This window comes from Chitinophaga sp. (assembly GCF_036569125.1).
GTDB lineage: Bacteria > Bacteroidota > Bacteroidia > Chitinophagales > Chitinophagaceae > Chitinophaga.
Window position 1 is genome coordinate 1 of sequence record NZ_DATCRF010000807.1, and the last position, 15,164, is coordinate 15,164.

A 15,164-nucleotide genomic window follows, 5' to 3' on the forward strand; every position below is an offset into this window, starting at 1 on the left:
CCCTCGAACCAGGCAACGGCGGCAAAAGCGGCAAGCAGGCAAAGGCCAAATGCCTGAAGGCTGATGGGCGCTAATCCGAAAAGCTTACGTACTACCGGTATAAAATGAATAGCCGCAAGGAACAGCAGGGAGCTTACGAACACAGCTGCCGCCAGGTTATTTTTATATTGAATGGTGCGTGTAATATTTTCTGTAAAAGAGCGGTTCGTAAAGGTGAGGAAAGTATTGGCAATAAGCAGCAAGGTAAATACGATCGTACGGGTAGTTTCAACACTGGCCCGCTGCATGAAATAATAATAAAACAACAGCACACATACAGTAATAATGCACCCCTGGACCAGAGTAACCGCCAGCTCCTCCCGGCTGAATAAGCCACGCCTGTTTAAAGCACCAGCAGCCCCGTTATCGCTGGCCTCTACCGGCTCCCGCTCAAAAAATATGGAGCTGGTGGGCCCCATGATCAGCTCCAGGAAAATGATATGGATGGGCGTAAAAATAAATGGGTATTTCCAGCCCAGCAATAGCGGAACTATTGCAGTGAAGATAATGGGGATGTGAATCCCGGTAATATACCGCACAGCTTTTTTGAGGTTGCCGGATATCTTTCTTCCCTGGCGTATGGCTTCCGGTATTTTGTCCAGGTTATCATCTGTTATTACAAGATCAGCCGCCTGCCTTGCCAGCTCGGTACCTTTTTTGCCCATGGCAATACCTATGTGTGCGGCTTTTAATGCAGGTCCATCATTCACACCATCCCCTGTCATGGCCACCACCTCACCGCTTTCTTTGAGCGCGTTGATGACCTTTAGCTTCGCCTCAGGGAACATACGTGCAAATATTACAGTTCGCTTCACAACATTTTGCAGCGCAGGCCCGGGCAGGGCCATCACCTCCTCTCCTGTTACCGTATTCCCGTTAGTCTGCATACCTATTTTTGCTGCAATGTGCAGGGCCGTGGCCGGATAGTCGCCGGTGATCATCTTCACATTAATACCTGCCGCATATAACCAGGAAACCAGGGCAACGGCCTGTTTCCTGGGCGGATCGTATAAGCTTATCAGCCCTTCAAACTGCCAGTTAAAATCATCCTGCTTATCCGGCAGGCTGCCGTTGGGGCACATGGCGGTAGCCACGCCCAGTATACGGTAGCCCCGGGCAGACATTGCTGCAAGGTGCTGCTGCAAAACAGCACTTGCTTCAACATTAAGCCTGCATACCCGCAGCACGCGTTCCGGCGCACCTTTAGCCACTGCCATCATTCCGCCGGCATGCGGGTAAACATGTGTCATCATGGGCGGCTGGCCTTCCAAAGCATATTCATGCACCATTTCCGGCAATGGCGGAGCCGCATGCAGCTGCTGCTCAAAAGCTGCCAGTATTGCCTGCTCCATATGATCAAAAGGCTGGCGCTCGCTGGCAAGAGCTGCATAATAAAGCAGCCGGCTGCTCTCCGGCAAGGGTTGCTGCTCCAGGTCCATAAGTATTCCGGTATGCTGGTCATAAGCCATTACCACCTTCATCCTGTTTTCTGTTATAGTACCGGTTTTATCCAGGCAAAAAACGCTTACGGCGCCCAGGTGCTCTATGATCTGCGGCTGCCGCGAAATAATGCCCTGGCGGGAAAGGTAATATGCCCCCAGCGCCATAAAAGAGGTAAATGCTACAGGTATCTCTTCCGGTATTGCGGCCATGGCAAGCGTAAGCCCTGTTAGCAGGCTGCCTGCAACATCATGGCTTTTCATAAAGCTTACCACACAAATTATAACAAATGCTATAGCTCCTAACAAAGCCAGCCGCCGTACAGCCTTTTGTACCTGTATCTGCAAACGGGTGCGCTGCACAGGCGCATTGGCTATATGAATGCCTAACCTGCCTAAATGGGTTTGGTTGCCGGTGGCTGTTATTGTTACTATACACTTGCCGGAGTTGATGGTGGTACCCTGGTAAACCTGGTTAGTGCCGGTATGGCTATCCTTTAATACCGGCAATGATTCACCGGTCATAATGGATTCATTTACCGTAAGGTCATGGGCAGATACAATTGTGCCATCCGCGGGCACCATTGCCCCTTCACTCAGTAACAAGGTATCGCCGGGCACCAGCTCTTCAGCGGGTAAGGTTATTTCCTTGCCATCCCTTATAACCGTGGCAAGCGGAGCGGTGTACTGCCGTAAGGCATCCAGCGCCCGCGCGCTTTTAATATCCTGGTACAGGGAAACGGCAGCTACCAGCAGCATGGCGGTCAGCATCATCCAGCCTTCTGTAACATTCCCCAGCAAAAAGTAAAGCAATGCGCATGCGATCAGCAGCAGCATCATGGGCTCTTTAAAGATATCTGCAAGCACATTGATCGTGGTACGGTTATGTGCTGCCTCGAAAATGTTTTTGCCATACTGCTGCTGCAAGCGGGAAATATCCGCTGCTGCAAGCCCATTATGCTCTGCGCCCGTTATACTTTTCATATGCTGTAGTTATATGATCACCGGCAATGGGGCATCCTCAACAAATTGCAGCTCTTCTGCCTTTACAATATTGGCAATACCCCGGAGCAATGCATCCGGGTTAAAGGAAATACTGTTAATTCCATGGGCTACAAGAAAGGCGGCAAACTCCGGCAGGTCGCTGGGCGCCTGCCCGCAAAGGCCCACCGGCACCACTGTCTGGCGCACGGTATCCAACAGCATTTGTATCATCTTTTTCGGAGCGGCATCCTCTTCATCAAACAGCGGCGCTACCAGCGCAGAATCACGGTCTACGCCCAGCGTTAGCTGCGTAAGATCATTGGAGCCGATGGAGAATCCGTCAAAATACTCGGCAAAGGCTGCGGCTTCCAGCACGTTGGCCGGCAGCTCGGCCATTACATATACCTCCAGCCCGTTTACATGCTGCTGCAGTCCAAAGGAGCGCATTACTTCCAGCACCTGCTTACCTTCCATAAGCGTACGGCAAAAAGGGATCATTACCTTCACATTGGTAAGGCCCATCTCATCCCGTACCATTTTAACAGCGGCGCATTCCAGCCCAAAGCCCTCCTTATATAAAGGGTGGTAATACCGGGAGGCGCCACGGAAGCCCAGCATGGGATTTTCTTCCAGGGGCTCAAATTCCTTTCCGCCCAGCAGCTCCGCATATTCATTGGTCTTAAAATCACTCATGCGCACAATTACATCCCGGGGGTAAAAGGCAGCTGCAATAGTGGCAATGCCCTGGGAAAGCTTATCGATAAAAAATGTTCTTTTATCATCGTAATGGCGGGTAAGATGTGCAATACGGCTTTTCATGTCCTGATCCTGCAGGTTGTTGAAATTTACCAGCGCCATAGGGTGTATGCCAATGGTATGTGTTATAATAAATTCCATTCTTAATAATCCTACGCCCTTGCTGGGATAAAAAGAAAGTGCAAAGGCCTGATCGGGATCACTCATGATGAGCATGGGCGAGGTAAATTTTGGAAGCACCAACCCGGCATCCCCCGGATTTGATTCGCTGTATTCAAGTATTCCCTCATACACATAACCGGTTTTACCCTCACAGCAGGATACAGTGATGCGGTCCCCGTCCTTTATTATACGGGTAGCATCCCCGGCGCCTACTATCGCGGGTATACCCAGCTCTCTTGCTACAATAGAGGCATGGCTGGTTCTTCCACCGGTGTCCGTAACAATAGCGCTTACTTTTTTTAGAACAGGATCCCAATCCGGGCTGGTAGCCCCGGTGATCAGGATCTCCCCTTCCTTTAGCTGGGCTGCATCTGCAGGTGAGCTTAGCACGCGGGCAATACCGGCAGCTACTTTGTTGCCGATGGCCGCGCCTGAAACCAGGCGCTTTCCTTTTTGTTTCAGGCTGAATAACGTTTCTGCTTCCGGTTTCTTTTGAGCATGTATTGTTTCCGGGCGGGCCTGCAAAATAAAAAGCTCCCCGCTAAGGCCGTCCTTTGCCCATTCTATATCCATGGGCCTTTGATAATGCTGTTCTATCAGCATACACCAGCGTGCCAGCTGCATTATTTCCATGTCGCTTAACACAAAAACTTCCCGCAATGCAGCATCGGTAGATTTGTTTACGGTACCGGCATCCGAAGCGCCGGCGTATACCATGGTTTGCGCTTTATCGCCCAGCTTTTTCTGGATAATTGCTTTCTTTCCTTCTTTCAGCGAGGGTTTGAACACATAAAACTCATCGGGCATTACGGCTCCCTGTACTATATTCTCACCCAGCCCCCATATGCCGGAGAGCAGTATCACATCCCTGAAACCCGATTCCGGCTCCAGCGTAAAACCTACCCCGGAACAAGCCAGGTCTGACCGTACCATTTGCTGTATGCCGGCAGACAACAATACTTTTGTATGATCAAAACCATTGTCTTCCCGGTATTTGATAGCCCGGTTTGTGTACAGGGATGCAAAGCATTTTTGCACGGCCTGTATCACCGCCTCTTCCCCCACAATATTTAAGTACGATTCATGCTGCCCTGCAAAGCTGGCCTGTGGCATATCTTCAGCTGTGGCGCTGCTACGTACAGCAACAGCCATATCTGCGCTGCCATTACAAAGAGCCCGGTACGCATCTGCAATGGCATGTTTTATATCCTCCGGCATACTGCCCTTCAGCAGCATATCACGGGCAGCGGCGCCGGTGGCCTGCAGGTTAGCATATGTTTTGCGGTCAAGCTGCTGCATAAGCTGCTGTAAAGGGGCAACCAATCCGTTATATTCAAGAAAGGCACGGAAGGCGTATGCAGTAGTAGCAAATCCATCCGGCACCTTTATTCCCTTAGCAGCAAGCGCCCCGGTCATTTCTCCCAGTGAGGCATTCTTCCCTCCAACCGTGGCTACATCTGCCATACTTACTTCGGAGAGTTTTTTAATAATAGCTTCCATAATAAGTGTATTTAAAGGATTGATCAGTTTATACAATAGTAACGGCTGCCATCCGGCGGGCCAATGAGCCTTATCAGCAAGGGATATGATGCAGGTCATGCTGCAGGTGTAAAAACCTGCTCAAATTGGGGTATAAATTTTTAGCTTATGCAACACACGCATGCCCCGCACAAAAAAGCGGCTACAGACAGCTTTCCGGCAAATGAAGAAAAGTATTTCCTGGAGGGCCCCCGTTCCAGGATGCACGAGTTATTATTTGCTGTTAAGGTGCTGATAGAATTCATAAGAGGTTTCCGGGTATTTCACTTTACCGGGCCTTGCATAGCGGTGTTTGGATCGGCACGCGTAGCGCCCGGCTCACCGCATTATGAAACCGCCAGAGAATTAAGCGCCGGCATAACAAAGCTTGGTTTTACGGTTATGACAGGCGGAGGCCCCGGCATTATGGAAGCCGCTAACAGGGGCGCACAGGAGGCGGGTGGCCAGTCAGTAGGTTGTAACATCCTGCTGCCGCGGGAACAGCAACCCAATAATTATATGAGCAAACATTTTGACTGCCGCTACTTTTTTGTGAGAAAGGTATTAATGTTTAAGTACGCATATGGTTTCGTGATTATGCCGGGTGGCATAGGCACGCTGGATGAATTTTTTGAGGCGCTAACCTTGATTCAGACCCATAAAATTCTTAACTTTCCGGTGATCTTATTTAACAAAGAATATTGGGAGCCGGTAATGCCTTTATTTCATAGGATGGTTGAAGAAAATATGATAGAGCCGGAAGTATTAAAATATGTGCTTTTTACCGATTCCAACGAAGAGGCGCTGCAGCACATCAAAAAATTTTCCGTATTAAAATACCGGTTTAAAAGGGAAAAAACGTTCCGCAAATTTCTATTACTGGGAGAATAACACAACATTAATCAGTAACCATTTTCCCTGCCCGGGGCTTAATATGCCAGTATGCAAAAGATCCTTATAATAGAAGATAATCCGGAGATCCGGGAAAACACCCAGGAGATCCTGGAGCTGGCCGGCTACAAAGTTTTTTCGGCAGAGAATGGAAAAGATGGTGTAGAAGCGGCATTACAGCACATTCCGGACCTTATACTCTGCGATATTACCATGCCTCTGCTGGACGGTTATGGCGTATTACATATGCTGCGGCGTAATGATCAACTACAGGATATTCCCTTTATATTCCTCACCGCCAAAACAGAAAGGAGCGATTTTCGCAAAGGCATGGAAATGGGCGCCGACGACTATATTACCAAACCTTTCAGCGGCGCCGAATTATTAACGGCTATTGAAAGCCGGCTTAAAAAAGCACAAATTAAAGCACAAACGTTTCCCCCCACCATTCAGGGACTGCGCCAGCTTATGCAGGAAGCGGGAGGCCACAGGTCGCTGCAGGAGCTTTCTGAAGACCGGAATATTGAAAAATATAAAAGAAAACAGCCAATTTATGTGGAAGGTAATCATCCATTAAAGCTGTTTTATGTACAAAAGGGAAAGATAAGGACCTTTAAAAGGAATGATGACGGAAAAGAGCTGGCGGTTGAGCTATACTGCGAAGGCGATTTTTTGGGATATACAGCCCTGCTTGAACAAACGGTATATAAAGACACCGCAGAAGCAATGGATGAATGTGAAGTAGCCATTATTCCAAGAGAAGATTTTGAAGAGCTGCTTAATAACAACCCAGAAATAGCCGTTCAGTTTATTCGCATGCTTGCTAAGAATATTACGGTAAAAGAACAGCAGCTATTAGGATTAGCCTATAATTCACTCCGGAAAAAAGTAGCGGAAGCCCTTATGAACCTGCATGCAAAATATAACCGGGGCAACGATGCGGCATTTACAATTGACATCAGCCGTGATAACCTTGCCACCATTGCGGGTACCGCTACAGAATCCCTGATCCGCACCCTGGGCGATTTCCGGGAGGAGAAGCTCATTGAGATCAGGGAGGGCGCTATCCATATCCTTAATGAGAAAAAGCTATCCGGTATGGTAAACTAGATAGATCGCAACCCACCTCCCCATCATTTAATAACCGGCATGACAGGCAACAGCCTCATGGATGCCCCCATCATTTAACACGCATGATATTTCGCTGAATTTTAAGCAGCTGTAATACTTCTGCAGGCGTCATCAGGCTATTTACCAGGTGTTGTAAATTCCGGTTGTATAAGCAGTGTCCAGCTGCAGGGAATCAGCTGCGGCGCTCAGGGGCAGTACCTGCTGCTCCGGCATTTTCTGCATCCTGCTGCTGTCAGGCGCCGCCAGCTCTTCCTGGATCGCGTTGCAGGAAGATATTTCCATCCACATAAAAAGAACATGTATGGCCAGTACGCCGGTTATAAGGCCTGTAAGAGGTATGTGACGCCGCATAAGTCAGTTTTTAATACTACTGCTAAAATATTATGCGCATCTCTTTGTAAGCATGATAATATACGGTACCGGGTATGATTATGATCATTGAACAAGCTGATGACGCTCATTCTTTAAACCTCTGCAATGCGGTTATTTACATCTAAATAAACGCGCTATGTTAAAGCTGACTGACAATATCCCCAAAGCGGAAGCGGTGCTAAAGGTCACCAGCCCTGCTTTTGGCGACAGGTGTGAGATACCGGTTAAATTTACCAGTGATGGTGTTAACGTAAGCCCGCCGCTAAGGATAAAGAAAATACCCAATGGCGCTGCCTGCCTGGCAATAATAATGGATGAAATGGAAGCTGCTGCAAACCGCCGCATACACTGGCTGGTATGGAATATACCACTTACACATCATATAAATGAACACCATATACCGGATGAACAAGGCATGAATGATTTTGGCGGCATCTCGTATACCGGCCCCTGCGCGCCTAAAGGCCTGCATCATTATCATATCAGGGTGTATGCGCTGGATCAGCGGCTGGCACTGGCGCCGGGTGCAAACTACCGGGAATTGAAGCAGGCCATGGAAGGCCATGTGCTGGGAACCGGCACCTTAACGGGGTATTATAAAAAAGGCTGAATAAAAAGAATGTAAATATAAAATCATAAATGTAAAATACTAAAGGGTTAAATGCAGCGTAGAGGTACTGCATTTAACCCTTTTACATTTATGATTTTACATTTTGCATTTTACATTCTTTAAGTCAGCCCACTGGCTTTAATAATGCAATTACTTTATCCGTATATTCAGCGATACGATATTTGCCTGCATACTATTGCTCTTTTCATAATGGCCGTAACGTACTTCCAGCATGTTGAAATGAGATATGCCGAATACGCCGCGGGGCGGTATCACCCTGAAGCCTGCTCCGAAAAAGTGGCTGTGAAATGCAGACAGGTCGTAGTTGCTGGTATAATATTCCTGCCCTGGATCATGCGCCTGAAATGGGGCAAAGTAGCTTACGCCGTTTTGCGTATAATAGCGGTAAAAGGGCGTAACCGAAAAGAAAGGCGTTAGCTTTACCGATGCTTCTATATTCGCAGTATGTGCATCCAGTCCCCAGGAATCATGATAGTAACGGTAATATCCCCGCAATACCAGGTGATCGCCTGCAAAATAACTAGCCCTTAGCCCTACCGGGATCTTAAACCGGTTGGCCGGCAGGCGCTCTACTCCTTCCGACCCGTCGTTAAAATAAATACGGTGAAAGGGCAGTCCCAGGTAACCGTGCTGATACACCACATCCGTTAAGAACGCTACCTGCAGCCGCTGATTAATGATCTGCGAATAAGCCAGGGAGGCGCTGAACGAATTGCGGGACGCGGTAGGATAATCCTTCTCATCCTCAGGATTGCTGCCCGTGCGCAATTCCACCGGCAATATGAGCTTAAGCTGGTCCAGGTATGCCTGCAGCTTCAGGGAAAATTCCCCGTTCCGGTTCCTGGTCTTTTGCGCCACCAGGGCGTTTATACCAATGGACTTGTAATCGAACTCACTGGATAAAGACAGGCCGGCGCCCAGCGTTGTGCCTTTTTTATTTTCTACCGACCAGTTCAGGGAAGGATACAACCTTGTATCAGCAGATGATGCGGAAGAAACCGTTTTAGGATCGATCTTATCTGACGATGCGGAAGAATAATGATCTATACCCAGCTCAATATCAAAAGTATGCTTACGGTCCTTTTTATCGAACTTACTAAGCCGCAGCTCAAAAGAGTTGGAAAAGTCCGTCAGCTTTTCAGATCCTATGCCGCCGGTCACCGCGGCGTTATTCCCATCCTGGTGATAGTAGCTGGATATGAGATTGGCCTCTTCCAGCGTTAGCTTGCGGCTTTTATATTGTGTACTGTCTGTAGCGGATTGGGAGAATGCGGCCAGCATACCCACGTATAAACCCAATACGGTTAAACTGATTCGTTTCATGTAAAAGAGTGAAGAGGTTAAATATTAATTACAGCCGCAGCCACCGCCGCTTTTACCTGCATTGGCGCCGGAAGCGCCTTCCCGGTAAGACTGGAAATTGAGCTCGGTTTTTTCCACCTTACGGTTACCCAGCACCATCTCACCATCATTCAGGCGGCTCTTCTGATACTCCTTTACTGTTTGGCAGGCGCTGCCTGCTAATGCTATACAAACCGCTGCCAGCGTGGGCAGCACCATTCTTTTCCTCATTTTATACGAATGTTTTGTGAAGTGAAGATCTGATTGTTGTCGTCAATAATAAGGCAGCCAATGCCGTTGATCTGGTTTATCATATCCAGCCCGGCCCTGATGCCCATGATCATGACCGGCGTGGTAAGCGCATCCGCTATTTCGGCATTGGGACAAAGGATGCTCACGCTTTTAATACCGCTTACCGGCAGCCCTGTTCTGGGATCGATGGTATGCGAATACCTTTTACCGTTAATGAAAACATACTTTTCATAATTACCGGAGGTAGCAATGGCCATATCGGAAAGCTGCAGGGAGGAGAACAGGCGGTTAGCCTGGTCCGGGTTGGCAATACCGATGGTCCAGGGCTGCCCGTCCGGCTGGTGGCCCCATACCGTAAGATCGCCGGCGGCATTTACAATACCGCTGCTTACCCCCTCCCGCTGCAGCAGGGCTTTTGCACACTCTGCTGCGTAGCCCTTGCCAATACCACCGAACCCTATGCGCATGCCTTTTTCCTTCAGGAAAACGGTGCCGGCCGCTTCATCCACTATCACGTTGCGGAAGTTAATGAGCCGTACCATTTTGCGGGCAGTGGCAGCATCCGGCAGGGCGGCCATCTGCGTATCAAAATTCCAGAGGCTTTTATCCACCGCGCCATAGGTAAGATCAAATGCACCCTGCGTAAGCCTGGAAATGCGCGCCGCGCGTTGTATCAGCGCTATTATTTCCACACTCACTTTTACGGGCATTATACCGGCGTAGCGGTTTATGCGGTTGGTTTCACTGTCTTCATTAAAGGTGGTCAGCAGCCGTTCTATACGCTGCATTTCAGCTATAGCGGCGTTTATCCGCTCCTGTGCCCAGGCTGCCTCATCGCTTACCACGGTGATCTCAAACCGGTTACCCATAAGCTTTAATACATGCCGGTGCATGATTGCTGTTTGCAATACATTAGTGTTTACCATTGATACCCTGGTTTATTTCATTAATAAAGGCTTCCGGGCTTTCTTTTGGAAAACCGTCCCATCCTTTTACGACCTTGCCGTTTTCATCCAGCAGCACGGTGTAGGGGAAGCTGCCTGCCTGGTTATAGGTTTCTGCCAGGTGGTCATTCTGCTCCTGCAGCGCTTTAGGCAGCCGGTTCTTCTTTTGCCGGGGAAAGTCTGCATTTACCAGCACCAGGTGCGCATCTGCAAACGCCTGGAAAACAGGCGTATCAAACAGCTCCTTCTTCATACGGATACAAGGTCCGCACCAATCGGAACCTGAAAAATTGAGCAGTATATATTTCTTCTCCTGCTGCGCTTTGTTCCTGGCCTGTGCGAAATCCGTTTCCCAGCCGCTGGTAAAGGCGCATAACAATACCGTTACCGCCAGCGCGATGTATGTTCTCATGTTGTTCCTTTTAAAATTTAATTAGCATCCCCGTTGCCCGGACATTGGCCAGGGCAGCGATACAAGCATAATACTCCTGCAGGCAGCCGCAGGGGCTCCTGAAAAGTATGCGGGCGAAAAGGCAGTGTTTATTGTAAAGCAGGTAAGCAGTTAAACCCGGGGCGGTTTAAAGATATTACCACCGTTGAGCAGTGGCTTATAAGGGTTGTTAAAAAGATTATACTCATAAGGGAGCAGCGGGGTTTCATGATATACGGTTACCAGTGGTTCCGGCACCACCGTAGCTAATATCAGGCAGTGATCATCAGCCTGTTTAAAGGGCAGCTGCATATCTTCCAGGTAGTCTCCGTCAAAAAGCTGTCGGTCTATGTAATGCATTTTTATGAACATGGCCACAGTAATACCTGGATTCTCACTTTTATGGATCACAAAATGCTTTACTAATAAAGGAACCCGCAGCAGCTGATCCAGCTCCGTAGCTCCCATTGTATAAATAAGCAATAATAATATGGCCGTCCTTCTCCTCATCTTATCTAGCTGATATCCCGTCAAAGGTAAGGAAGTTATTGTTATCACACACCTTCGCAAACAGAACGCGGGATTGGGCAGCTGCGCGCTATGCACCGCCATAACAACGCCATAGCGCTATATTTATTGCACCGCGCCTGCAAGCCTGTCTCAGCCAGGCCGTTTCTGATAACTGTCATTCCGTTTATTGACAACCATCATTCCCCAAACCGTCAGCCATGTGTTCCTTTACATATGCTTTTAAGCGAAGAAAGCATCTCCATTATTCACTAATAAATATATGATCCATGTTGCCTAAAACAATGAAAGCCGCTGTTATTCACGCCTTCGGCGCGCCTTTACAAATAGAGGAAATGCCGGTAAAGGAACCCGGCGAAAACGAGATCCTGGTACGCGTTGTAACCTGCGGTGTTTGCCATACAGACCTGCATGCCTGTGAGGGCGACTGGCCGGTAAAACCCAAGCTGCCACTGATACCGGGTCATGAAGCTATTGGATATGTGGAAGCGCTGGGCCGCGGTGTTAAAAATGTAAAGGAAGGCGATATTGTAGGTGTACCATGGTTGTACAGCGCCTGCGGGTGTTGTGATTATTGCATTACCGGCTGGGAAACACTTTGCGAAGGCCAGCAGAACGGTGGTTATAGTGTAGACGGCGGTTATGCAGAATACGTAGTAGCCGATGCGCGTTATGTGGCGCACTTTCCGGCCGGCATTAACTTCCTGGAAATAGCGCCGATCGTTTGCGCCGGGGTAACCGTATATAAGGGGCTAAAGGAAACGGATACCAAACCGGGCGAATGGGTGGCCATTTCAGGCATCGGCGGGCTGGGACACCTGGCCGTGCAATATGCCAAAGCAATGGGCCTTCATGTGGCAGCCATAGACGTATCGGACGATAAGCTGGAGCTTGCCAAAAAACTGGGCGCCGACATTACTGTAAATGCAAGACAGGGAGAACCCGGTATCAAATTAAAAAAGGAAACCGGCGGCATGCATGGCGTACTGGTTACAGCGGTATCTCCCATTGCTTTTAAACAGGGTATTGCCGCACTGCGCCGGAAAGGTACTATTTCCCTGAACGGCCTGCCTCCCGGCAGCTTTGACCTTCCTATTTTTGAAACCGTATTAAACCGCTATACCGTAAGGGGTTCTATTGTTGGCACCCGTAAAGATATGCAGGAAGCTATTTCCTTTGCAGTGGAAGGCAAGGTAAAAGCTACCGTGCACGCCGCAAAGCTGGAAGACATTAATACCATTTTTGATGAAATGAAAAAGGGCGAGATCGAAGGCCGCACTGTGCTGCAGATCTCAAACCCATAAAAAATTGTGGAGACCACATACTATCCGCAATAATAGTTCCTAAATGCAATCTGATACAGCTGCCGCTTTTCCAGGCGGCAGCTTTTTTATGCGTTTAAATAGTTTATAATGTTTGCACGGAGCTGTTTGGTGCACGAAACCGGCAGCACCTCCAACTCCGTGATATAGATATATTACTTATTATGCGCAATGAATAACGGTACAGACACCGCTTGTGTAAGCACATCCGCCATACTTGGCCTGAACCAGCGCGACACAGCCCCACGCCGGTAGGCCCCTAACACCACCAGGGCGCCATCTGCCTGCCCAAGCAAGTAATGAATGATCTCTTCTTCAGGCTGTCCTTCTACCACTTTATACCTGGCATGGGGAAAGTGCCGTTTTATAAATTCCTTCATTAAACGGCCGTCTTCCAGGTGAAGACCGCCCTCCGGACTGTTAACAGACAGCACTTCTGTTTCCAGCTTCTGAAGCTCAGGAAAGATATAGCTGAACATTCTAATGGCATGCACGCTGGATGGCTCTCCATCATACAGCAGCATAATCCGTTTAATATCCCTGAACACACCCGGCACCACCAGCACGGGGCATTGTACGTCTGTAAGCAGGTCACGTATGAACTGAGTAGGAAGCGGAGCTTCATCATGTACAAATGTTTCATGTCCGTCAATAATGATCAGGTCTGCATAAATGCTTTCATGCAGTAAGTCCTGGATAGCGATATTACAGTCATGGTGTACACTGTAGTTTAAATGCGCCTCCCGGCAGGCATCTTCAAAATGACCGGCTGCGGCCTTGCGCTTCATTTTATCATCGTTTTCATATTGCCGGATTGCGGACGCCTGCTTCCCTTCTTTCAGCAGCTTGTACATACTGAAGCTGTTATAGGTAAAATCATCCAGGAAAAGCCCTACGAGGTGAGCCTGCTGCTCACTGGCTAACATCGTAGCGTAACGGAGGGTGCTTTCAGAAAACCTTAAGCCGTCAAAAACGGCAACAATCTTTTTCATAGCAAAAGTTCTTTAGTCTAATGTATGAATGTGCGGCGGCCGGCCCCATGACCGGCATTAGGACCGGGGCTGACCGTGATCATTAGGGCCGGTCATTTTACCAACAGAGAGAACAAGGTGGCATTCCCGTACTTGTATCACCAGGAAAGGACCACCGCCAGAATGCCAAATTTGCCATTTAAGTGTTAACATTGTAGAAACCCACCTGGCTTTTAGCCCTTATACCCAGGCATTTCCGGTGTTACGAAGTATGCAGCTTGCTGCTAAGAAATTGCTGCTCTTATTTTTGTATCTTCGCCGGCAAGTCTTCCCCTCTCCATGCGCCTGTTCCTCCTTTTATTGCTTTTTCATGGTCCTTTATCGGCAGCGGTATTGCATACCGGTTATGGCCAGCGTTACGCGGATATTGCGGCAGCGGCGGCTGAGGCGCGCCCGGGGGATACGATCCTGCTCTACAACGGCTCCTGCCCCGGCAATCAATCTCTGCAAGGCCTGAAAGGCAAGCCAGGTAAATGGATCTACATCATTGCAAAAACGCGCGGTACAGTGGTATATGAAGGAGGTAATTTTGCATGGCAGGGCAGCGACGTTGCTTATCTCCACATTGAAGGGATTGTGTTTACAAAGCAAACAGGTAATGGCCTCAATTTCGATGATGGCAGCTCCTACTCCACTCCTGCGCACCACATTGTACTGCAGCATTGCATCTTTCGCGACATGGCCGCCAATGGCAACAACGACCTGTTGAAACTGTCCGGTGTGGATGATCTCATCGTTCAACAATGTACTTTTCTGAATGGCGCTACAGGCGGCAGTGGCATTGATATGGTGGGTTGCCACAGGAGCATTATCCGGCAATGCCATTTTGAGAACATGGGTGCAAATGCCATACAAATGAAGGGCGGCAGCAGCGATATTCTTGTTGAAGCATGCAGGTTTCAAAATGCAGGCAGCAGGGCTATTAATCTTGGCGGCAGCACGGGCACCGCGTTCTTCAGGCCTGCTGATGCGAATTATGAAGCAACAGATCTAAAAGTGCAAAGCTGTGTGTTCACAGGATCTGAAGTGCCGGTGGCATTTGTAGGCTGCACACGATCCTCCGTGGTAAATAACACCATCTGCAAACCCGCACGCTGGGTCATCCGCATATTGCAGGAAAATAAAGACACCATACGTTTTGTAAAATGCAGTGATAATATTTTTTGTAATAACCTCATTTATGTTGATGATCAGATGCGGCTTGCATGCAGCATTGGTCCCGGCACGGTACCTGGAAGCTTTAGATTTTCCAACAACCTGTGGTTCCATACCGGGGATCCTGCGTGGAAGCCACAGCTGCCTGTGTTGGAGCATAATAGTATAACGGGCAAAGATCCGTTATTGCGGGAAGATTATTCTATCCCGGATGATAGTCCTGCGGCAGGTGCAGGTT

The 15,164-nt window shown here is 48.8% G+C and carries 14 protein-coding genes; 5 read left to right on the forward strand and 9 right to left on the reverse strand.

The window, feature by feature from the left end; translation table 11 throughout:
* Together VIM87_RS29690 and ppsA are read right to left on the reverse strand one after the other, a co-directional pair.
* The coding region (locus tag VIM87_RS29690) for a cation-translocating P-type ATPase (protein ID WP_332000482.1) at positions 1-2,462 on the reverse strand (2,462 nt) is incomplete at its 3' end.
* Between the two features lie 9 nt (positions 2,463-2,471).
* Positions 2,472-4,880, reverse strand: coding sequence for a phosphoenolpyruvate synthase (gene ppsA, locus VIM87_RS29695; RefSeq protein ID WP_332000483.1), 2,409 nt, complete (start codon positions 4,878-4,880; stop codon positions 2,472-2,474).
* A gap of 147 nt (positions 4,881-5,027) precedes the next feature.
* Between ppsA and VIM87_RS29700 the strand changes: the two genes are divergently transcribed.
* A complete protein-coding gene (locus VIM87_RS29700) occupies positions 5,028-5,789 on the forward strand; it encodes a TIGR00730 family Rossman fold protein (protein ID WP_332000484.1) in 762 nt (253 codons plus the stop codon).
* A 51-nt stretch (positions 5,790-5,840) separates the two neighbouring features.
* Complete coding sequence (locus VIM87_RS29705; protein ID WP_332000485.1) at positions 5,841-6,899, forward strand: response regulator; 1,059 nt, start codon at positions 5,841-5,843, stop codon at positions 6,897-6,899.
* Positions 6,900-7,040: 141 nt separating this feature from the next.
* Here VIM87_RS29705 and VIM87_RS29710 read toward each other — a convergent pair whose 3' ends face one another.
* Positions 7,041-7,271 carry a hypothetical protein gene (locus VIM87_RS29710; RefSeq protein ID WP_332000486.1) on the reverse strand — a complete coding sequence of 77 codons (231 nt, stop codon included), beginning with the start codon at positions 7,269-7,271 and terminating at the stop codon, positions 7,041-7,043.
* 157 nt (positions 7,272-7,428) lie between these two features.
* Between VIM87_RS29710 and VIM87_RS29715 the strand changes: the two genes are divergently transcribed.
* Positions 7,429-7,902: a YbhB/YbcL family Raf kinase inhibitor-like protein gene (locus tag VIM87_RS29715; protein WP_332000487.1), complete on the forward strand. Its 474-nt coding sequence runs from the start codon at positions 7,429-7,431 to the stop codon at positions 7,900-7,902.
* 150 nt (positions 7,903-8,052) lie between these two features.
* Here the strand turns inward: VIM87_RS29715 and VIM87_RS29720 are convergent, their stop codons facing one another.
* The 5 genes from VIM87_RS29720 to VIM87_RS29740 all read right to left on the reverse strand — a co-directional run bounded on the left by VIM87_RS29720 (position 8,053) and on the right by VIM87_RS29740 (position 11,400).
* Complete coding sequence (locus VIM87_RS29720) at positions 8,053-9,246, reverse strand: DUF3570 domain-containing protein (protein ID WP_332000488.1); 1,194 nt, start codon at positions 9,244-9,246, stop codon at positions 8,053-8,055.
* Between the two features lie 24 nt (positions 9,247-9,270).
* Entirely contained in the window at positions 9,271-9,495 is a 225-nt protein-coding gene (locus VIM87_RS29725; RefSeq protein WP_332000489.1) for a DUF4266 domain-containing protein, read from the reverse strand.
* Positions 9,492-10,424, reverse strand: a complete 933-nt coding sequence (locus tag VIM87_RS29730; protein ID WP_332000490.1) for an FAD:protein FMN transferase — start codon at positions 10,422-10,424, stop codon at positions 9,492-9,494. Before VIM87_RS29730 ends, VIM87_RS29725 begins: the two co-directional genes overlap by 4 nt.
* Positions 10,425-10,428: 4 nt before the next feature.
* The gene (locus VIM87_RS29735; protein WP_332000491.1) at positions 10,429-10,872 is read right to left on the reverse strand and encodes a thioredoxin family protein; all 444 of its coding nucleotides are present in this window, start codon (positions 10,870-10,872) and stop codon (positions 10,429-10,431) included.
* Positions 10,873-11,022: 150 nt separating this feature from the next.
* Positions 11,023-11,400, reverse strand: a complete 378-nt coding sequence (locus VIM87_RS29740) for a hypothetical protein (protein ID WP_332000492.1) — start codon at positions 11,398-11,400, stop codon at positions 11,023-11,025.
* A 287-nt stretch (positions 11,401-11,687) separates the two neighbouring features.
* Between VIM87_RS29740 and adhP the strand changes: the two genes are divergently transcribed.
* A complete protein-coding gene (adhP, locus tag VIM87_RS29745) occupies positions 11,688-12,722 on the forward strand; it encodes an alcohol dehydrogenase AdhP (RefSeq protein WP_332000493.1) in 1,035 nt (344 codons plus the stop codon).
* 173 nt (positions 12,723-12,895) lie between these two features.
* On the opposite strand, the gene VIM87_RS29750 is transcribed toward adhP, so the two are convergent.
* Positions 12,896-13,732 carry a universal stress protein gene (locus tag VIM87_RS29750; RefSeq protein ID WP_332000494.1) on the reverse strand — a complete coding sequence of 279 codons (837 nt, stop codon included), beginning with the start codon at positions 13,730-13,732 and terminating at the stop codon, positions 12,896-12,898.
* Positions 13,733-14,050: 318 nt separating this feature from the next.
* Between VIM87_RS29750 and VIM87_RS29755 the strand changes: the two genes are divergently transcribed.
* Positions 14,051-15,164: right-handed parallel beta-helix repeat-containing protein (locus tag VIM87_RS29755; RefSeq protein WP_332000495.1), on the forward strand; the 1,114-nt coding region annotated here is incomplete at its 3' end.